15 protein-coding genes are annotated in these 19,306 nt (G+C 76.0%); 6 read left to right on the top strand and 9 right to left on the bottom strand.

The features are described from left to right. Positions 1–657: a glyoxalase gene (locus tag ACN20G_RS35965; protein ID WP_424217565.1), complete on the top strand. Its 657-nt coding sequence runs from the start codon at positions 1–3 to the stop codon at positions 655–657. A 62-nt stretch (positions 658–719) separates the two neighbouring features. Beyond that, positions 720–1,172 (top strand): iron chaperone, encoded by a 453-nt coding sequence (locus ACN20G_RS35970; protein WP_424217566.1) that lies wholly within the window; start codon positions 720–722, stop codon positions 1,170–1,172. A 16-nt stretch (positions 1,173–1,188) separates the two neighbouring features. Here ACN20G_RS35970 and ACN20G_RS35975 read toward each other — a convergent pair whose 3' ends face one another. Further along, positions 1,189–2,184 carry a DUF5937 family protein gene (locus ACN20G_RS35975; protein ID WP_424217567.1) on the bottom strand — a complete coding sequence of 332 codons (996 nt, stop codon included), beginning with the start codon at positions 2,182–2,184 and terminating at the stop codon, positions 1,189–1,191. A gap of 90 nt (positions 2,185–2,274) precedes the next feature. On the opposite strand from ACN20G_RS35975, the gene ACN20G_RS35980 reads away from it, so the two are divergent. Further along, a complete protein-coding gene (locus tag ACN20G_RS35980) occupies positions 2,275–3,477 on the top strand; it encodes an MFS transporter (protein WP_424217568.1) in 1,203 nt (400 codons plus the stop codon). Positions 3,478–3,510: 33 nt separating this feature from the next. On the opposite strand, the gene ACN20G_RS35985 is transcribed toward ACN20G_RS35980, so the two are convergent. After that, entirely contained in the window at positions 3,511–4,161 is a 651-nt protein-coding gene (locus ACN20G_RS35985) for a response regulator (RefSeq protein ID WP_424217569.1), read from the bottom strand. Further along, positions 4,146–5,366, bottom strand: coding sequence for a sensor domain-containing protein (locus tag ACN20G_RS35990; RefSeq protein ID WP_424217570.1), 1,221 nt, complete (start codon positions 5,364–5,366; stop codon positions 4,146–4,148). The genes ACN20G_RS35985 and ACN20G_RS35990 overlap by 16 nt, the downstream gene beginning before the upstream one ends. Positions 5,367–5,475: 109 nt before the next feature. Between ACN20G_RS35990 and ACN20G_RS35995 the strand changes: the two genes are divergently transcribed. Next, positions 5,476–6,273, top strand: a complete 798-nt coding sequence (locus ACN20G_RS35995) for an ABC transporter ATP-binding protein (RefSeq protein ID WP_424217571.1) — start codon at positions 5,476–5,478, stop codon at positions 6,271–6,273. Positions 6,274–6,277: 4 nt separating this feature from the next. Further along, positions 6,278–8,719 carry an ABC transporter permease gene (locus ACN20G_RS36000; protein ID WP_424217572.1) on the top strand — a complete coding sequence of 814 codons (2,442 nt, stop codon included), beginning with the start codon at positions 6,278–6,280 and terminating at the stop codon, positions 8,717–8,719. A gap of 24 nt (positions 8,720–8,743) precedes the next feature. Here the strand turns inward: ACN20G_RS36000 and ACN20G_RS36005 are convergent, their stop codons facing one another. Beyond that, entirely contained in the window at positions 8,744–9,877 is a 1,134-nt protein-coding gene (locus ACN20G_RS36005; RefSeq protein WP_424217573.1) for a glycosyltransferase, read from the bottom strand. After that, on the bottom strand, positions 9,874–12,090 hold the full coding sequence (locus ACN20G_RS36010; protein WP_424217574.1) for a BTAD domain-containing putative transcriptional regulator: 2,217 nt from the start codon (positions 12,088–12,090) through the stop codon (positions 9,874–9,876). The genes ACN20G_RS36005 and ACN20G_RS36010 overlap by 4 nt, the downstream gene beginning before the upstream one ends. A gap of 260 nt (positions 12,091–12,350) precedes the next feature. Here ACN20G_RS36010 and ACN20G_RS36015 point away from each other — a divergent pair, with 260 nt between their 5' ends. Further along, positions 12,351–13,565, top strand: coding sequence for an RNA-guided endonuclease InsQ/TnpB family protein (locus ACN20G_RS36015; protein ID WP_424217575.1), 1,215 nt, complete (start codon positions 12,351–12,353; stop codon positions 13,563–13,565). A gap of 197 nt (positions 13,566–13,762) precedes the next feature. Here the strand turns inward: ACN20G_RS36015 and ACN20G_RS36020 are convergent, their stop codons facing one another. The 4 genes from ACN20G_RS36020 to ACN20G_RS36035 form a co-directional block, all read right to left on the bottom strand. After that, positions 13,763–15,907, bottom strand: coding sequence for a prolyl oligopeptidase family serine peptidase (locus ACN20G_RS36020; protein WP_424217577.1), 2,145 nt, complete (start codon positions 15,905–15,907; stop codon positions 13,763–13,765). A 43-nt stretch (positions 15,908–15,950) separates the two neighbouring features. Continuing rightward, on the bottom strand, positions 15,951–17,390 hold the full coding sequence (locus ACN20G_RS36025) for an MFS transporter (RefSeq protein WP_424217578.1): 1,440 nt from the start codon (positions 17,388–17,390) through the stop codon (positions 15,951–15,953). Positions 17,391–17,394: 4 nt separating this feature from the next. Further along, on the bottom strand, positions 17,395–18,585 hold the full coding sequence (locus ACN20G_RS36030) for a radical SAM protein (RefSeq protein ID WP_424217579.1): 1,191 nt from the start codon (positions 18,583–18,585) through the stop codon (positions 17,395–17,397). A gap of 123 nt (positions 18,586–18,708) precedes the next feature. Then, the gene (locus ACN20G_RS36035; RefSeq protein ID WP_424217580.1) at positions 18,709–19,047 is read right to left on the bottom strand and encodes a hypothetical protein; all 339 of its coding nucleotides are present in this window, start codon (positions 19,045–19,047) and stop codon (positions 18,709–18,711) included. Positions 19,048–19,306: the final 259 nt, after the last annotated feature.

Genomic DNA, 19,306 nt, shown 5'->3' on the forward strand with positions numbered 1-19,306 from the left:
ATGGCAACCACGACGCTCGACCAGATCCGCGGCTCCCTCTCGTCCGTCACCCTGGAGGTGACCGACCCCGACGCCGCCCGCCGCTTCTACTCCGCGTTCGGCCTCGCCTCGCACGTCGGCCTGCGGGCCGCCTCCGAGGCGCCGTCCACCGGGTTCCGGGGCTTCACCCTCGGGCTCACGGTGGCCGGGCCGGCCGACGTCGACGGGTTCGTCGGCGCGGCCGTCGAAGCCGGCGCGAGCGTGCTGAAGCCCGCCGCCCGGTCCCTGTGGGGCTACGGCGGGGTCGTCGCGGCCCCGGACGGCACGATCTGGAAGATCGCCACCTCGGCCCGCAAGGACACCGGCCCGGCCACCGGCCGCGTCGACGAGCTCGTGCTGCTGATCGGAGTCGAGAGCGTCAAGGCGACCAAGGAGTTCTACGTCGGCCGGGGCCTGAGCGTGGCCAAGAGCTTCGGCGGCAAGTACGCCGAGTTCGCGCCCGCCCGGCCCGGCGCCGTCAAGCTCGCGCTGTACAAGCGTCGGGCGCTCGCCAAGGACCTCGGGGTCGCGGTGGAGGGCGACGGGTCGCACCGTGTCGTCCTCGCCGGCGACCTCGGCGCGTTCACCGACCCCGACGGGTTCGTGTGGGAGTCCGAGTCCGGCCCCGCCGCGTTCTGAAGCACCTCGCCCTGAAGCACCTCACCACCACCGCGTCACCCCTACACGAGAGGACGACCGTCATGGCCACCGAGAAGGAGTACGGCGGGTTCTCCGCCGACGAGCGGGCCGCGATGAAGGACCACGCCCGTGAGCAGAAGAAGGCGACGGCCCGGCGCGGGCTGTCGCGGGCCGAGAAGGAGGCGGCGGCCGAACGCGACGTGCTCGCGAAGATCGCCGAGATGCCGGACGCGGACCGGGCCTTGGCCGAGCGGGTCCACGAGATCGTCCGCACCGTCGCCCCGGACCTCGCGCCCAAGCTCTGGTACGGGATGCCCGCGTACGCCCGCGACGGCAAGGTCGTCTGCCACTTCCAGGCCGCCGAGAAGTTCGGCACCCGCTACGCCACCCTCGGGTTCAGCGACCAGGCCGCCCTCGACGACGGCGCCCTGTGGCCGGTGGCCTACGGGCTGCGCGAGCTGACCGACGCCGACGCCGAGCGCGTGGCCGCCCTCGTGAAGGCGGCGGCGGGCTGAGCCGGCGTGCCCGGGCTCAGCCGCGGCCGGTGGGGGACAGCAGGGCGTCGGCGACGGTGGTGCGGGCGTAGAGCACGGAGCGGCCGTTGCGGTGGGCGCTGACCAGGCCCGCGTCGCGCAGCGCGGTGAGGTGCTGGTTGGCGCCGGGGGCGGACATGCCGCAGCGGTGGGCGAGTTCGGTGGTGGAGGACGGGGTGTCGAGCTCGGTCAGGAGCAGGGTGCGGGAGCGGCCGAGGACGGCCGCGACGGCCTCGGCGGAGGTGCCGGCCCGGGGTTCCCAGAGGGTGCCGATGCCCCGGGCGGGATAGGCGAGCTGCGGCGGGTCCGGCGGCGTGGACCTCGTGAGCACGCGGGGCCAGGCGAAGGCCGAGGGGACGAGGAGCAGCCCGGAGCCCACCTCGGAGCGGCTGAGCGCGCAGTGCCGGTGGACCAGGCGCAGGGTCCCGGCGTCCCAGGAGACCGATTCGTGCAGGTCGCCCAGGACGTGCCCGGCGCCGTGCTCGGCGACCTGCCGGGCGCGGTGGAAGACATCGGCCTCCAGCAGTCGGCGGATGCGGTCCCAGTAGGGGGCGACGGCGCACTCCCAGTAGAGCCCGATCTCCTCGGTGATCCGCTCCAGCGCGACCTCCGGGTCCTGGCGCAGGAGTCGGATCCGGGCGGATCTCGACAGGTCGCGTTCCGCGCTGAGCATGTCCGCCTCGGCGCGGGCCCGGCCGGCCGGGGTGCGGCGGATGGCCTCCAGCTCTTGGGCGAGGGTGGGGAAGGGGTCGTCGGGGGTCGGGTTCAGGAAGTCCGGGAGGTAGCCGACGGCGGGGATCAGCGCGGCCAGCCAGCCGCGGTCGAGACCGGCCTCCGTGACGCGGGGCCGGACCTGTTCGGTCCAGCGGCGGTGCAGGGGCTGATCCCGCTCGGTGCGCAGCAGGCGGTAGCTGGTGACCACCTCCCACATCGGCGAGACCGCGAACCGGGTCTGGGCCATGTCGGCGGCGGAGAAGACGAGCTCGGCCTTCACGGGACACCCCTTCCCTTCGAGTTCCCTTCGAGGATTAAGCCTGATGTTAATCAATGCGGACCCGGGTGGGTGGGGCCGGAGGCTGTTCGCATGTTCACCACCTTCCGCGATCTGCCCTCCGTCGTCTGGACCCTTTTCGCCGGCACCGTCGTCAACCGGCTCGGGCACCTCATCACCCCGTTCCTGGTGTTCTTCCTCGCCGACCGGGGGGTGACCGGCGCGGGGACCTCCTGGGTGCTCGGCGCCCTGGGCGCGGGCAACCTGCTCGGGCCCGCGCTCGGCGGTCTGCTCGCGGACCGGATCGGGCGCCGCGCCACCATGCTGATCGGGCTCGTCGGCGCGGCCGTCGCCCAGGGCGCCCTGTTCCTCGCGCCGGGCGTGGCCACGATGGCCGTCGCCGCGCTGCTGCTGAGCGCGGCGGGCGGGACGGTGTCGCCGGCGACGTACGCGCTGCTCGCGGACTCCGTGGACGCGGGGCGCCGGCAGCGGGCGTACGCCCTGTTCGGGTGGGGCGTGAACGTGGGCACGGCCGCCGCCGGTGTCCTCGGGGGCGTGCTGGCCGTGCACGGGTACTGGCTGCTGTTCGCGGTCGACGCGGTCACCGTGCTCGGGTTCGCGGCGATCGCCGCCGTCCGCCTCCCCGAGACCCGGCCCGGGACGCGGCCCGGCGGCGGTGTCGTGGCCGAGGGGTCCGGGACGGGGTACGGGGTGGTGCTGCGGGACCGGTTGATGCTCGCGCTGCTCCCGCTCTTCGGGTTCCAGCTGTTCGTCTACTCCCTCACCGAGGTGGCCCTGCCGCTGGCCGTGCACGACTCCGGTCTCTCGCCCGCCGTGTACGGGGCCATGGCCGCCGTGAACGCCGTGCTCGTGGTGGTGCTCCAGCCCCTGGCCGTCCCGCTGCTCGCCCGGTTCCCGCAGTTGTCCGTGCAGGCCGCGGGCGGGGTGCTGATCGCCGTGGGCGTGGCCCTCACCGGTGTCGCCGACAGCGTCGCCGGCTACGCGTTCTCCGTGGTGGTCTGGTCCCTCGGCGAGGTGGTCGTGGCGGGGATCGCGGCGACCGTGGTCGCCAACCTGGCGCCGGCCGACGCCCGGGGCCGCTACCAGGGCGCGTTCCAGTGGACCTGGGGCCTGGCCCGGTTCGCCTCCCTCACCGGCGGCGTCGCCCTCTACGGGACCCTCGGCCCGGCCGCCCTGTGGTGGACCGCGCTGATCGGCGGGACCGCGACGGCCCTGGCCATGCTCGCCCTGCGCCGCCGCGTGGAACTGCGCACGGCACTGGCCCTGGCGGCCTGAGGGCCGGCCGTTCCCGGGGGCACCGGCCCCCCCTCAGGTCGCGCGGAGGTAGGCGAGGACGGCCAGGACGCGGCGGTGGCCGTCCGTGGCCGGGGGGAGGTCGAGCTTGGCGAAGATGTTCCCGATGTGCTTGTTGACGGCCGCGTCGCTGACGAAGAGGCGCGCGGCCAGGGTGCTGTTCGAGCAGCCCTCCGCGATGAGGCCGAGGACCTCCCGTTCGCGGGGGCTGAGGCGTTCCAGGGGGTCGCGGCGCAGCCGGACGAGCTGCTGCACCACCTCCGGGTCGACGACGGTGCCGCCCGCCGCGACCCGTTCCACCGCCGACGTGAAGTCGACGACCTTCCCCACCCGCTCCTTGAGCAGGTAGCCCACGCCCGTGCCGCCGCCCGAGTCGAGCAGGCCGAGGGCGTAGCTGCGCTCCACGTACTGGCTCAGGACCAGCACCGGCAGCCCCGGGAACTCCTCGCGCAGGGCCACCGCCGCCCGCAACCCGTCGTCGGTGAGGCCGGGCGGCATCCGGACGTCCGTGACGACGAGGTCGGGGCGGTCCGCGCGGACCGCCGCCACCAGGGCGTCGGCGTCCCCGACCGAGGCGATCACCTCGTGCCCGACCCGCTCCAGGAGACCCACCAGCCCCTCCCGCAACAGGACGGCGTCCTCGGCGACGATCAGGCGAAGCGACACGGAACCTCCACGTGGACGAGGGTGGGGCCACCCTCCGGGCTCGACACCCGCAGCCGCCCGTCCAGGGCCGCGACCCGGTCCGCCAGCCCGGTCACCCCGGTGCCGCCGGCCGGATCCACCCCGCCCGCGCCGTCGTCGGTGATGTCGATGATCAACAGGTCCGCATGGTAGCGACCGCGCACGGCGGCGCTCGTGGCCCCGCTGTGCTTCGCGATGTTCGTCATCGCCTCGTTGATCAGGTAGTACATGGTCGTCTCCAGCGCGCGCGGCAGCCGGCCGGGCAGCGCGAGGTCCACGGTGACGGGGATCGGGAACCGGCCCGCGTAGTCCTCGATCGCCGCGACCAGCCCGTGATCGGCCAGCACCGGCGGGTTCAGACCCCGGATCAACGCCCTCAACTCCCGCTGCGCCCGCCCCAGTTCCTCCTCCGCCCGGGTCAGCAGCCCGGCCTGCGGGGAATCGGACGGGGTGTCGAGTCGCAGCATCCCCAGGGTCATGCCCAGCGCCACCAGGTGCTGCTGGGCGCCGTCGTGCAGATCGCGTTCGATCCGGACCCGCTCCGCGTCGAAGGAGTCCAGCAGCCGTGACCGCGTCGCCTTGACCTCCCGCAGCTCCTCGCCCAGTTCGCGGTCGCGCGGGGCGAGGAAGCTGCGGGCCATCGCCGCCCGCGCCCCGGCCCACGCCGTCACCGTGTAGGGCGAGGCCAGCAGCACGAAGGCCCCGAACACCGCCCACGGCCAGGTCTCCCCGTCCAGGGAGGAGAAGGTCAGCGCGGGCAGGCCGAAGGAGAAGCCCAGCACCAGCAGGTCCAGCCACCACAGGGCCGCCGCCGACACCAGCGTGAACGCCAGCTCCCGCCACGTCGCCGGCTCCCGCAGCCGCGTCGCCAACCAGGCCCGCGCGCCCGGGGCCGCGGCCGGCCGGTGCGGATCGGGCAACGGGTCCAGGTCCACCAGCCGCAGCCGCCGGCGCTCCACCGCCGCCACCACCGTGGACGCGAGCACCAGACCCACCAGCGGCGCCACCCCCACCAACACCACCAGCAGCGTCAGCCCCACCGCCAGGCCCGCCGCGAACACGAGCACGGCCGGCGCGCCGAGCAGCACCCCGCCCGCCACGTACCCCAGCGACCGCCAGGGCCACGCCGAGGTCAGGAAGCTCAGGGGCCGCCGGGCCATGGCCTGCCAGGCCGTTGTGGGACGCATGGGGCCCACGGTAATCGGCGGTCGCGGCGGGCGCGGTAGAGCGGGCACTACCCCCGAAGTAGCGCACGGGCCCGTGCCCCGACCCCGGCCGACGGCGTGGAATCGGGGCATGACGAAGACGATCAGCACGAGGATGACGGACAACACGAGGGCGGGGCACGACACGGCGTACGCCGTCGAGTTGCTCGGCGTGCGCAGGACGCACGGCGCGGGCGAGCGGGCCGTGACCGCCCTCGACTCCGTCTCCCTCGCCCTCCGGCCCGGCACGTTCACCGCGATCATGGGCCCCTCCGGCTCCGGCAAGTCCACCCTCCTGCGGTGCGCCGCCGGCCTGGAGACCCCCACCGCCGGCCGGATCCTCCTCGCCGGCGTCGACATCGGCGCCCTGGACGAGAAACGCCGCACCCTGCTGCGCCGCACCGAGATCGGCTTCGTCTTCCAGGCGTTCAACCTCGTGGCCTCCCTCACCGCCGCCCAGAACACGGCCCTGCCCGCCCGCTTCGCCGGCCTCAAGGTCAGCCGCGAACGGATCGACGCGGCCCTCGCCGCCGTCGGCCTCGCCGACCGCGCCGGGCACCGGCCCGCCCAACTCTCCGGCGGCCAGCAGCAGCGCGTGGCCCTCGCCCGCGCCCTCCTCACCCGCCCCGCCGTGCTCTTCGCCGACGAACCCACCGGCGCCCTCGACACCACCGCCTCCCGCGAGGTCCTGCGGATGATGCGCGAGCTCGTGGACCGGGAGGGCCAGACCACGGTCATGGTCACCCACGACCCGGCCGCCGCCGCCGTCGCCGACGAGGTCGTCCTCCTCAAGGACGGCCGGATCGCCGACGGCCTCGCCCTCGACCCCGCCGCCGGCCCCCGCAACGCCGAGACCATCGCCGCCCGCACGACCCGACTGGAGCCGTGACCCGATGCTCTCCCTCGCCAACCTCCGCGAACGCCCCCTCGCCTTCCTCGGCGCGTTCCTCACCGTCCTCGTCGGCACCGCCCTCGTCACCACCACCCTCGTCCTGCACGACTCCACCCGCCCCACCGTCCAACCCCGCTACGCGGGCGCCACCGCCCTCGTCCTGCCGGCCCGCGCCCACGACACCGACGGCAGCCCCGAGGACCGGATCCCGTGGAGCCCCGCCGAGGCCGAAGCGCTGCGGCTCGCCCTCGCCGCCGTCCCCGGCGTCACCGCCGCCGTTCTCGACCGCTCCTTCTACGCCCAGGCCCTGCGCGGCGACACCCCCGTCACCGACCCCGGCGCCCTCGAAACCGGCCGCCCCTGGAGCACGGCCGCCCTCGACCCGCGCCTGCGGCTCACCGGCCGCGCCCCCACCGCCGACCACGAGGTGGTCGTGGACCGGGCCCTCGGCGCCGGCCCGGGCGACACCGTCACCCTCAACCTGACGCAGGGCCGCCGCCCCTTCACCGTGACCGGCACCGTCGACGGCACCGGCACCGGCACCGGCCCCGCGCTCTTCTTCGCCGACGCCTTCGCCGCCCGACAACACCCCGGGGTCGACGCCATCGCCCTGACCACCGCGCCCGACACCACCCCCGCGAGCGCCGCGAGCGTCGTCGTCGCCGCCCGCGCGCACCTCACCGGCGGGGCCACGCTCGTCACCGGCACCGGCCGGGCCGCGATCCAGCCCGCCCACCTCGAACACCAACGGTTCCTCGGCGTCCAACTCCTCGGCGCCATGGCCGTGCTCGCCCTGTTCACCACCGTGTTCGTCGTCGCCTCCCTCCTCGCCTTGGCCACCGGCACCCGCCGCCGCGAGATCGGCCTGCTGCGCACCCTCGGCGCCACCCCCGCCCAGATCCGCCGCATGGTCCTCGGCGAGGCCGCCGCCACCGGCCTGCTCGGCTCGCTCGCCGGCATCCCCACCGGGATCGCCGCCGCGCCCCTCCTGCGCGACCTGCTCGCCGGACTCGACGTCACCCCCGCCGACCTGCCGATCACCGTCTCCGCGTGGCCGCCGCTCACGGCCGGCGCGATCGGCGTCGGCGTGAGCGTCCTCGCCGCCTGGGCCGCCGGCCGCAAGGCCGCCCGCGTCGCCCCCGTCGAAGCCCTCCTCGACGGCCGGGCCGCCGACGCCGCGCCCGGCCGCGCCCGCCTCCTGACCGGACTCGGCGTCCTCGCCGCCGGCCTGCTCCTCGCGACCGCCGGCGCGGGCGCCGCCGCCGACGACCGCGTGAACGCCGCGATCCTCTCCGGCGCCGCCCTCATCGTGGCCGCCGCCCTCCTGGCCCCCGTGCTCGTCGGCCCCGCCGGCCGGCTGCTCACCGCGCCCTTCCGCCGCGCCGGCCGACGCAGGGTCGGCGCCGGGCCGCTGCTGATCCACGCCGAACTCGTCGCCCACCCGCGCCGCGCCGGCGCCCTCGTCGCCCCCGTCATCGCCGCCGTCGGCTTCGCGGTGCTGCTCAGCGGCATCGTCGAGACCATGCGCGTGGCCTACCCGGCGGGCCAGGCCCGCCAGGTCGCCGGCCAGAGCGTGATCACCCCCGACGGGATCCCCGGCAACACCGACGAGACCGTGGCCGCCAACCCCGTCGGCAAGGCCGCCCTGCCCACCCGCGCCTTCGTCCCCACACCCGGCCGAGGTGAGGCCGGCGCCGAGGCCGGGCTCACCGTGCTCGACGTGCTCGGCAGCCGCGACCCCCGGTGGAACCGGCCCGGCGAGGCCGTCCTCGGCGAACGCACCGCCCGCGAGCTCGGCCTCGCCGCCGGCGGCCGGGTCCCCGTCCGCTTCGCCGACGGAGCCACCGTCACCCTGACGGTCGCCGCCGTCCTGCCCGAGGACCCCGCGCGCGGCGCGTTCGTCGTCCCCCGCGACCTCGTCCGCGCCCACGACCCCGGCGCCCTCACCGACGACCTCTTCGTGCCCGCCGGCGCCCCCGCCTCCGACGCCGTGCCCGGCACCGCCCGCCACGACGCCGCCGCCTACGCCCTCGCCGACTACGAGACCGACGCCCGACTCACCGAGAGCCTCGCCCGGATGCTGATCGTCATCGCGGTCGGGTACAGCGTCATCGCCGTCGCCAACGGCACCGCCATGGCCGCGCACGCCCGGCGCCGCGACCTCGCCGTCCTGAGGTCCGCCGGCGGCACGAGCGGCGCCCTGCTGCGGATCGTGGCCGGGGAGACGGCCCTGCTCGTCCTCGTGGGCGCCGGCCTCGGCGTGCTCGTCACCCTGCCCCCGCTGGCCGGCATGGCCTCCGGCCTCTCCCAGGCCACATCCGCCGACGTGGGCACCCACCTGGCCGCCGGCACCCTCGCCCTCGCCGTCCTCGGCACCCTGGCCGTCGCGGTCGGCGTCGTCCTCACCGTCACCCGTCGCGGCCTCGCCCGGGCACGGGCCTGAGCACGGGCCTGAGCGCGGGGCCGGTCAGCCCAGGCGGGCCGCCTCCTCCACCAGCTCGGCGGCGCGCCCCGGACCGCCTTCCGGTGGGGTCGCGGCCGGGGGCGTCGCGGGCGCGGCCAGCAGCCGGTGCAGGGCGACGGGGGAACGCGGCATCGGCACCGCCACCCCCGCCCGCACGCACGCGGCGGCCAACAACCGCTGCTCCCCGCCGTTCGGCGCCAACACCAACCGGCGGCGGTGCCGGAGCGCGGCCAGCACCGGGGCGCTGGTGCCGTTGCCGAGCACCGCCGTCGCCCCTCGCACCAGCGGCTCCAGCCACGGCAGCCGCACCGGGTGCAGCCACGGCCCCGGCCGCGCGGCCCGCCCGTCGGTGCGGCCCGTCTCCACCACGGCCTGGAACGGCCCGTCGGCGAAGGCCGCTTCGAGCCGGGGCCACAAGCCCTCGCCGCCGAACACCCGCCCCAGGTGCACGTAGACCAGCGGTTTCCCGCCCGCCGCGAGCCGCGCCCGCAGCTCCTCCCACACGCCCGGCTCCGGCGCCGGCTCCCACACCAGCCCGCCCACCCGGTGCACGTGCGCCGGCAGCCGCGCCCCCGGATGCTCCAGGGCGGCGGGACCGCGCAGCAGACAGGCCGCGCCGGACAGCAGGTGCTGCCCGTACCCGCCGCGCGGCCGGGAGCGGAACCCGCACTCCTCGCGCAGCTTGCGGTACTGGGTCAGCACGTCGTTCAGCCGCCACTCGCGGGTGTCGCCGATCTCCGGCTCGGCCGCGCCGCCACCCGCGTACGGCCACAGGTGCACGGCCAGGCCGACCACCACCACCGGCAGGTCCAGTCGTTCGGCGGCCAGCAGCGCGCCGGGACACAGCAGCGAGGTGACGAGCACGTCGGGCCGGGCCTCGCGGGCGGCCCGCAGCACCGCCCGGTACTGGGCCGGGCCCTCCAGGAACCAGCGGTCCACCCGGAACGCGCGCGGCGCGTCCGGCCCGGCCACCGCGCCCGCGTCGAGCACCGGCAGGCCGCAGGCGCGGGCGGCGGGGCCGGTGGGGTCGGCGGACAGGAGGGTGACGGCGTGCCCCCGGGCGAGCAGGGCCCGGCCGGTCGCGACGACGGGATACAGGAACCCGGGGGAGCTCTCCGGGCACAGCAGGACCCTCATCGGTCTCCTCGGCGGGGCGGCGCGCCGGCCGCGCGCTCACGGGCGTGGGCGTGCAACAGGACGGGCAGCTCGTGCAGTTCGTGCGGCGCGTACGGGGCGTACGGGGCGTGCGGGCCGGTGCGCGGGTCGGCGTGCGGTGCGGCGTGCGGTGCGTGCGGGGCGTGGGCGGTGGTGTGCGCGTGGGCCTCGACCTCGGGGCGTTCGGGGCGTTCCGGGTGGGCGGCGTCCGCGAGCGGGCGGGTCGTCACCCCCGCCTCGACCAGGGACTCCAGGACCCGTTCGGCCTCGTCCTCGGTGCGGCCCAGGGCCGCGGCCGCGTCGGCGAGGGAGAACAGCGGGCCGGGCAGGGTGCCGAGCCGGTCCAGGGCGTGCCGGGCGGGTTCGGGCAGGTCCCGGCACCAGGCGGCGAGCCGGTCGCGGACGGTGAGGTCGCCGGCGGCGAGTTCGTCCAGCGGGGCGGGGCCGCGTTCGAGGCGGTCGGCGTACCGGTGCAGGGGCAGCGGGTCGAGGGCGGCGAGGCGGCTGCCGGCCACGCGCAGGGCCAGCGGCAGCCGGCCGACGGCCGTCGCGATCCGTTCGGCGGCGGCGCGTTCGGCCCGCACCCGGTCCCCGCCGATGACCCGGTCGAGGAGGGCGAGGGCCTCGTCGGGGGCGCAGGGACCGAGTTCCACGCGGTGCAGCGGGCCCAGCCCGGTCAGGCGGGCGCGCGAGGTGATCAGCACGCGGGAGGGGCCGGCGCCGGGCAGCAGGGAGCGGACGGCGGACTCCTCGGGAGCGTCGTCGAGGAGCACCAGGGCGCGGTGCCGGGCCAGCCAGGACCGCCACAGCGCGGCGGCGTCCTCCACGGCGTCCGGGTCGGCGCCGGGGTCGGGGGCGGGCTCGGGCAGGGAGACGGCGCGGAACAGGGCGGCGAGGACGGCGGCGGGCGGGCGCGGGGACCCGTCGGCGCGGCGCAGGCGCACGCCGGCGCAGCCGTCGGGGAACCGGTCCCGGACGCGGTGGGCCAGGCGCACGGCCAGCGCGGTCTTCCCGACCCCGACCGGGCCCCGCAGCAACACCGCGCGCCCGGCGTCGGGACGGTCGGGGACGTCGAGCAGGTCCGCCAGCCGGCGCAGGGTCTCGGCGCGGCCGGTGAAGTCGGGGAGGTCGGCGGGCAGGGTGTGCGCGGGCTGCGGGCCGGTCGCGGGCGCCGGGGCGGGTTCCGGGGTCGGGCGGAGGTCGGTGGGGGACGCGGGCGGGGGCACGCTCGGGGGTGCCGGTGCCGGTGCGGGCGCGGGCGCTGTCGCGGGCGCGGTGTCGAGGATCTGGCGGTGCAGGGCCTGGAGGGCGGGGCCGACGTCGAGTCCGAGCCGGTGCGCCAGCAGTTGCCGCAGCCGGTCGTAGACGGCCAGCGCCTCGCCGCGCCGGCCGCACCGGTGCAGGGCCGTCATCTGGGCGGCGACCAGGCGTTCCCGCAACGGGTGGTCGCGCACCGGATCGGACAGGGCCTCCGCGACGGCCGCCGCGTGCCCGCGCGCCAACTCGGCCTCCGCCCAGTCCTCGTGGACGGTCAACCGGCGCTGCTCGTGCCGGGACGCCTCCTCGCGGACCACCGGGTGACCGGCCAGGTCGCCGAGGAACGGGCCCCGCCACAGGTCCAGGGCCTCCCGCAGCAGCTCCGCCGCGTGCCGGTCGGAGCCCCGGCGCGCCGCGTGCCGGCCGACCCGGGCCAGCTCCTCGAAGGCCAGCAGGTCGAGTTCGGCCGGGCCGGCGGTGAGCCGGTAGCCCGAGGGGTGGTGGGCGAGGCGTTCGGCGTCACCGGCGCCGTGCGGGGCCGTCGGGCCCAGGACCCGGCGCAGGGCGCAGACGTAGGACTGGAGGTTCTTGCGGGCCGAGCGGGGCGGGTCGTCGCCCCAGACGGTGTCGGTCAACAGGTCGGTGGAGACGACCGTGTTGGCGCGGCACAGCAGCACGGCGAGGACGAGCCGCTGCTTGAGCGGCCCGAGCGGCACCGGCCGGCCGGCGCGCAGCACGGCCAGTTCGCCCAGCACCCGGAACCGGACCGTCGCCGGTTCGGCGACCGGCTCCCCCAGGCCCGGTCCGGGTCCGAAGGTCTCGCCGGGGTACGGGGCGCGCGGGGGCGGGGCGAGGGTGGGGAACCACGGGGTGCGCGCGTCGCCCCCGGGGGCACGGCGCGGCATCGGCGCCGCCCGTTCGCTCGTCGGTCCGGGCACGGCCGGCGGGGCTCAGTGTCCCCAGGCGGTGTCGTCGGGTCGGGCGCCGGGAGCGGGCGGGCCTGCGTGCGGACGACCGGTGACGAGCGCGAACGGCGGACACGACCGCTTCATCGGATACCTCCAAGGAAACCCCGTCCTTCAGGGCGGGGATGAATTGGGCCCTTGCGGAGCGGAGCAGCGAGCTGCGATTCGCCCTCGGGACGGAGCGCAGTGCTCTGCGTCGCAGGTTTGGTCTTTACAAGCGGCCACGCTGGCTTGTGAGCGTGACCACGAGCCGTGTGAAGCGGGCGTTCAAGTACCGCTTCCATCCGACCGATGTGCAGGCGGCCGAGCTGTCGCGCACGTTCGGATGCGTTCGGAAGGTCTACAACCTCGCGCTCGCCGCCCGCACCGAAGCGTGGACGCGCCGGGAACGGGTCAACTACAACCAGACCTCGGCCATGCTGACCGCGTGGAAGAGGACCGAGGAGCTGTCCTACCTCTCCGAGGTCTCTTCCGTCCCGCTCCAACAGACGCTCCGGCACTTGCAAGGAGCGTTCACCGACTTCTTCGGCAGGCGCGCCAAGTATCCGACGTTCAAATCGCGCAAGAAGTCGCGAAGGTCCGCCGAGTACACCACCAGCGGATTCCGCTACCGCGACGGCAGGCTGACGCTGGCCAAGATGTCCGAACCGCTGGACATCGTGTGGTCCCGTCCGCTGCCCGAAGGAGTGGCACCGTCCACGGTGACCGTGTCGCAGGACGCGGCGGGGCGCTGGTTCGTGTCGATGCTGTGTGACGACCGTCCCACGATGCCTGATCCGATCAACGCGGCGGTCGGAATCGACGCCGGTGTCACCAGCCTGGTGACACTCTCCACCGGAGAGAAGATCACCAACCCGAAGTTCGAGCGCGGGGACCGCGCCCGCCCCGCCAAGGCCCAGCGGAATCTGTCCCGCAAGGCCAAGGGCGACGGGGCCAACCGTGCCAAGGCCCGGCGCAAGGTCGCCAGGGTCCATGCCCGGATCGCCGACCGGCGCCGGGACTTCCTGCACAAGCTGACCACTCGTCTCGTTCGTGAGAACCAAACGATCGTGATCGAGGACCTGACCGTCCGCAACATGGTCAAGAACCACAGGCTCGCCCGCGCCATCTCGGATGCGAGCTGGACCGAGATGCGGTCCATGCTGGAGTACAAGGCCGGATGGTACGGACGTGAGGTGATCGCCGTGGACCGGTGGTTCCCCTCGTCCAGGCTGTGCTCGGCCTGCGGCGACTTGCGGAACAAGATGCCGCTGAACGTCCGGGAGTGGACGTGCGGCTGCGGTGCGACCCATGACCGGGACGTGAACGCGGCCGTCAACATCAAGGCCGCCGGGCCGGCGGTCTCTGTCTGTGGAGACGGTGTAAGACCTCAACGGAGTTCTCCCGAGGGGCGACGGTCAGTGAAGCAGAAAGCCCGACCCGTGAGGGAAGGAACCCCCGTGCTTTAGGGCGGGGAGGATGTCAAGGGGGCCCCTTGTGAGGTGTGCGGCGAACGCGAGGATCTGCCCGTGCCGGTTCTCGGGTACCCGAAGCCTGCCGCCGGGCCCGGGAGCGGCCAAGGGCCCGCGGACTGCAACATGCTGCACGCAGCAAAGTACCGCCGGCACGAACCGGTGCGAACCGGCCAACCCGGAACTTCGGTCGGCTACGGGCGCAGGCGGTCCGTGAAGAAGGCCAGGGCGTCGCCCAGGAGGGCCGCCAGGTCGCCCGTGCCCCGGGCGCCGTGGCCCAGGCCCGTCTCCCGCCGCAGCAGCACCGGGCCCTCCTCGAAGGGGCGGGTGCTCGCGGCCTGGAGGGCGGCGCACATCTTGCGCGCGTGCAGCGGGTCCACGCGGGTGTCGCCGTCGGCCACCCCCAGCAGCACGGCCGGGTAGCGGACCCCCGGCCGCACCCGGTGGTACGGCGAGTAGGACAGCAGCACGGCCGCCTGCGCCGGGTCCTCGGCCGTCCCGTACTCCTCCCGCCAGCTCGGCCCCAGCCCCGACCGCTCGTAGCGCACCATGTCCAGCAGCGGGGCCAGCGCGACCACCGCCGCGTACCGCTCCGGCCGCCGGGTCAGGGCCGCGCCCACGGTCAGGCCCCCGTTGGAACTGCCCAGCAGCCCGACCCGCGACCCGTCCGCCCAGCCCTGCGCCACCAGGTGGTCCACGGCGGCCTCCAGGTCGGCGAAGGTGTTCGTCTTGCGCTCCCGCCGCCCCGCCCGGTGCCAGTCCTCGCCCTCCTCGCCGCCGCCCCGCAGGCAGGTGAACACCCACACCCCGCCCGCCTCCACCCAGGCCAGCGCGTGCCCCGCGTACCCCGGCACGATGGACGCGCCGAACCCGCCGTAGCCGGTCACGACGGTGGCGCGCGGCCGGTCGGGCCGGCCCGCCGGCGAGATCACGTACATCCGCACCGGTGTCCCGTCCGCCGACGCGCACACCGACTCCGTCACCACGGCCCCCACCGCGCCCCCGACCGGGGACGGCGCCCCGGGGCCGGCCCAGGGGGTGGTCTCGTGCCGCAGCGCGTCGTAGCGCAACACCCGTGCCGGGGTCACGTGATCGGTGTACCGGAACCACACCTCGTGCCCCGGCCCCGCCGCCGGCGTCGGCACCCCGACGCTGCCCCGCCCCGGCAACGGCACCCGGCCGAGCTCGCGGCCCGTGTCCGCGTCGTGCACGCCGATCGAACCGATCCCGTGCAGGGTCCGCGTGACCAACACCAGCGGCCCCGGCAGCTCCGGCCCGTCCAACAGCGCCGCCCCCACCAGCACCTCCCGCGCGTCCTCGGGCACCAGCACCCGCCGCGCCCCCATCGGATCCCCCGGCCCGCGCGGCTCCACCAGCTCCACCCGCCCGCGCGGCGCCCCCACCCGCGTGCACGACAACACCCCGCGCCGGTGCGCCCACACCGTCGTGCGCCCCGGCCCGGCCGGGCGCACCGGCCGCAGCAGGGGCCGGGCCGGGTCCCCCGCGAGGGGATCGGCCGCCCACACCTCGGCGTCCGGGGAGGCCCCGGCGGTCACCGTCACGGTCAACAGCCGGCCGTCGGACGCGAGGTCCACGGAGTAGAAGTCGGCCGCCGCCCGCCCCCGCCCGAACACCTCCGTGTCCTCGACCGGGTCCGTGCCCACCCGGTGGTGCCACACCCGCCGGTGGTAGCGCTCCTCCCCGGGATGCTCCTCGGGCGGCAGCCGGCGCACGTAGTAGAAGGACCCCCCGCCCGGCAGCCAGGCCACGTCCGTGCGCCGCAGCCGCCCGATCGGCCCGTCCACGACCTTCCCGCTCGCGCGGTCCAGCACGTGCAGCACCGAGTCCTCGGTGCCGTCCGAGGAGGTCTGCACGGCGATCAGGTCCCCCTCCCACGACGGGGACCAGGCGTCCAGTACCGTCCGGCCGGTGGGGTCCCACACGAGCGGGTCGAGCAGCACGCGCACCGCGTCGCCCTCCACCACCACCAGCTCCGGCCGGTCCCGGCCAGGGTCCTGCCGGGTCAGGAAGAACCGCCGGCCGCGCACCAGCGGCACCGACACGTCCCCGGTGTCGAGCAGCTCCCGCACCCGCGCCGCGACGGCGTCCGGCGCGGACCAGCGGGCCCGCGCGGCCCGGAACAGGGCGTCCTGCGCGGCCGACCAGGCCGCGGTGCGCGGGTCGCAGGGGTCCTCCAGCACCCGGTACGGGTCCGCGACGCGCAGCCCGTGCCGGGTCTCGACCAGCCCGCTGCGCGGCGCGGGCGGATACACCGGATCGGGGCGGCCGGGGCGCGGGCCGGGGTCGGGGCGCGGGCCGGGGTGCGTGGGGTCGGGCACGGTGGGGTCGTCCTCTCCGGCGGGGCGGGTCACGCGGGGCGGATCACGCGGGGTCCGGGCGCCGGCGATCGCGGGACTCCGGGCCGTGCGGGCCCGGGGTGCGCGGTTCGGGGGCGTGCGGGGCCGGTTCGTGCGGGCCGGGTTCGCGCGGGTCCGGTGCGTGCGGGTCCGGTTCGGGGGTGTTCGGGGGGATGGATTCCTGGGTCGCGATCACCTCGGGCTCCTGCTCCCGCTCCCGCTTCTCCTCCGGCTCCCGCTGCTCCGCCGGTTTCTCCGCGCGCGTCGTGAGGTCGCGGTCCCGGAGCATCGGCAGTCCGCACAGCAGCGTGCTCACCGCGACCAGCGCCGCCATCGTCGCCCAGGTCGGCGCGACCCCCCAGAACGCGATCGACACCCCCGCCGCCCCCGGCCCGAACGCGGCCGGGCCCGAGGCCAACAGGCCCACCGCCGTGCTCACCCGCCCCAGCAGCTCCCTCGGCGTGCCCTTGAGCATCGCCTCCCCGAGCACCACCCCCGCCACCGGCGTCAACAGCACCATCAGCACCAGCAGCGGCCCCAGCACCACCGGCCGCGAGGTCGACGCGAACACCGCCAGCCCGCCCGCCCACACCGCCCCGATCAGCAGGAACAGCCGCCCCGCCGACAGGGCCCGCATCAGCCGGGGCGCGGCCAGCGAGCCCAGCACCGCGCCCACCCCGGCGCAGGCCATGACCAGCCCGATCACCGTCGACGAGGTGCCGCCGGTCTTCAGCCCCACCACCATCGCGACCTCGGCCGAGGCCCCCACCAGGTTCAACAGGGCCGCGAACACCAGCGCCCGACGCAGCGGCGGCTGTGAGAACAGCAGCCGGAAGCCCGCCGTCAGCCGACGGTCCGGCGGCCCGCCCGACGCGGCCGCCGGCATCGGCCGGACCCGCATCCGCCACACCAGGAACGCCGACACCCCGTACGAGACGGCGTCCACCGTGAACGGCAGGATCGGGTCCACCGCGTACAACCAGCCCCCGAGGAAGGGCCCGACCAGCGAGGCCGCCCCCATCGACGCCTGCCCCTTGGCGAGGGCGTCCGGCAGGTCCTCCTCGGCCACCACGTCCCGCACCGCGATCGTGCCCGCCGGCGTGAACAGCGCGGTCGCCGTGCCCTCCACCACCGCCACCACCAGCAGCTGCGGGAACGTCAGCACGTCGAGGACGGCGGCCAGCGGGATCCCGGCCAGCGCCGCCATCCGCACCAGGTCCGTGCCCAGCATCAGCCGCCGCCGGTCCACCCGGTCGGCCACCTGCCCGGCCGGCAGCCGCAGCAGCATCCGGGTCACCAGCGAGCACGTGGCCACCAGACCCGCGTTCGCCGCCCCGTACCCCAGCGACAGCACCAGCAGCGGGAACGCGATGAGCGACATCTGCGAGCCCAGCGTGGACAGCGAACTGCTGATCCAGTACCTGCGGAAATCACGATTGGTGCCCAGCACCCCGGCCCGCGCCACGGGGTCAGATCCGACCGGCCGCGTGCAGCCGGTCCAACAGCGCCGCGTCCACCGCGTCGCGGAACGCGTCCAGGCGGCCGGCCTCGGCCCCGTGCCGGTACTGGTCCTCGCACGTCACCCACAGGCCCTCGGTCCGCTCCGGCGGGTAGTAGCCCTCCTCCAGCGTCCCGACCTCCCAGCCCGGCCGGCCCGCCGTCTCCCAACAACTCGACAGCACCCCGTCGGCGTTGACGACGGCCCCGTAGCGCCCGTCCCGGATCGAGCACGCCTGACAGCCGGCCGCCGACCGGGGCCGGGTCACCGCGAAGCCCAGGGCCAGGGCCCGCGCGTACCAGCGGACGAAGTCCGCCGCCAGGCCCGTGTCGTACGCCAGCTCGTTGCCGTACCCCACCCCCACGTCCCCGACCAGCGCGAACCGCAGGCCGCACCGGGTCGGGTCCAGCCGCTCGGACAGCCGGTCCAGCAGGTCGTCCATGCCGTGCCGGTTGTGGTGCGAGACGTTCACCCGCAGGTCCCAGCGCAGCTCGGGGACGTCCATGGCGCGCGACAGGTTGTCCACGATCGTGTCGAAGGTGCCCCCGCCCGAACGCCGCACCCGGATCGCGTCGTGGTCCGCGCGGTCCCCGTCGAAGGTGACCTGCACCGACCGCAGCCCCGCCGCGCCCAGCTCCCGCGCCACCAGCGGCGTCAACAGCACCCCGTTCGACACCATCGCCGCGTACACCGGTCCCAGCCCGGCGGCCCGTTCCAGCAGCTCGCGGCAGCCCCGCAGGTTCAGCAGCGGCTCGCCGCCGAACAGCATCAGCGCCAGCCGCTCCAACCGCGCCTCGGCCATCCGCCGGCGCGTGAACTCCAGCACCCGGCCGATGGTCTCCGAGGTCAGCCGCACCGTCTTGATCCGGGGCGGCCGGGAGCCGCCCGAGGCGTCCTGGCCCGTGTTCTGGAAGCAGTAGCCGCAGCCCAGGTTGCAGCTCGTGCTGGTCAGCACGGTCAGCGAATAGCTGCGCAGCGTCTTCGGTTCCCGCAGCCCGGCCTTCTCCAGCCACCGCTCCGCGTGCGGCAGCAGCGCCCCGTCCGGGCCGACGTGCCCCGGCCGCAGCCGGGCGATCCCGCCGGAGCCCAGGAACCACCAGTCGCCGTCCGCGCGGATCAACCGGCCGGGATCGGGGGTCGGGGTCTCGTGCGTCACCGTCATGGGGCTCTCCGTGGACGAGGCGGCGGGAGGGGGGAGGGGCGTGCGGGGGACGGGGTTCGGGGCCCGCCGACGAGCGCGGCGGGCCCCGAACGACGCCCGGCGGCGGGCCGGGCGCGGGCGCCGTCAGTCCTCGTCGACGTTCGGCTGCTGCGAGTTGCCGATGCACCACGGGGTCTCGTCCTCGCCGTGGGCCACGACCTCGGGGTCGTCCACGTTGGACTGCTGCGAGTTCCCGATGCACCAGGGGGTCTCGTCCTCGCCGTGCGCCACGACCTCGGGGTCGTCCAGGTTCGGCTGCTGCGAGTTGCCGATACACCACGGCGTCTCGTCCTCGCCGTGCGCCACGACCTCCGGCTCGTCCACGTTGCTCTGCTGCGAGTTCCCGATGCACCACGGGGTCTCGTCCTCGCCGTGCGCCGTCACCTCGGGCTCCTCGCCCTCCTGCGGCTCGATCTTCGCCATGGTGCTCTCCCTTCACGAAAACCCGCTGGTTCGGGAGTCGGACACCACGCCGTCCAGGCGGGCCGCCGACGAGCCGAAAACTAGGCGCGACGCCGCCCGGAATCGGTCCACCACCGGTACGGGAACGCCCCAACCGCAGGCCGGCGCCCCGGCCGGCGCCCCCGACACCGCGCCCGCCCGCGCGCCGCCCGCCCCGGCCCCCGCCCCGGCCTGCGGATGTACCGGATCCCGCCCGCGCCGTACCCGGCCCGGACCACCC

This window comes from Streptomyces dryopteridis (assembly GCF_049606955.1).
Taxonomy (GTDB): domain Bacteria; phylum Actinomycetota; class Actinomycetes; order Streptomycetales; family Streptomycetaceae; genus Streptomyces.

Excerpts from the sequence above, each read along its gene's own strand:
- ACN20G_RS35965 (WP_424217565.1), top strand. The coding sequence starts at position 1 with ATGGCAACCACGACGCTCGACCAGATCCGCGGCTCCCTCTCGTCCGTC.
- ACN20G_RS35970 (WP_424217566.1), top strand. The coding sequence starts at position 720 with ATGGCCACCGAGAAGGAGTACGGCGGGTTCTCCGCCGACGAGCGGGCC.
- ACN20G_RS35980 (WP_424217568.1), top strand. The coding sequence starts at position 2,275 with ATGTTCACCACCTTCCGCGATCTGCCCTCCGTCGTCTGGACCCTTTTC.
- ACN20G_RS35990 (WP_424217570.1), bottom strand. The coding sequence starts at position 5,366 with ATGCGTCCCACAACGGCCTGGCAGGCCATGGCCCGGCGGCCCCTGAGC.
- ACN20G_RS35995 (WP_424217571.1), top strand. The coding sequence starts at position 5,476 with ATGACGAAGACGATCAGCACGAGGATGACGGACAACACGAGGGCGGGG.
- ACN20G_RS36000 (WP_424217572.1), top strand. The coding sequence starts at position 6,278 with ATGCTCTCCCTCGCCAACCTCCGCGAACGCCCCCTCGCCTTCCTCGGC.
- ACN20G_RS36005 (WP_424217573.1), bottom strand. The coding sequence starts at position 9,877 with ATGAGGGTCCTGCTGTGCCCGGAGAGCTCCCCCGGGTTCCTGTATCCC.
- ACN20G_RS36030 (WP_424217579.1), bottom strand. The coding sequence starts at position 18,585 with ATGACGGTGACGCACGAGACCCCGACCCCCGATCCCGGCCGGTTGATC.
- ACN20G_RS36035 (WP_424217580.1), bottom strand. The coding sequence starts at position 19,047 with ATGGCGAAGATCGAGCCGCAGGAGGGCGAGGAGCCCGAGGTGACGGCG.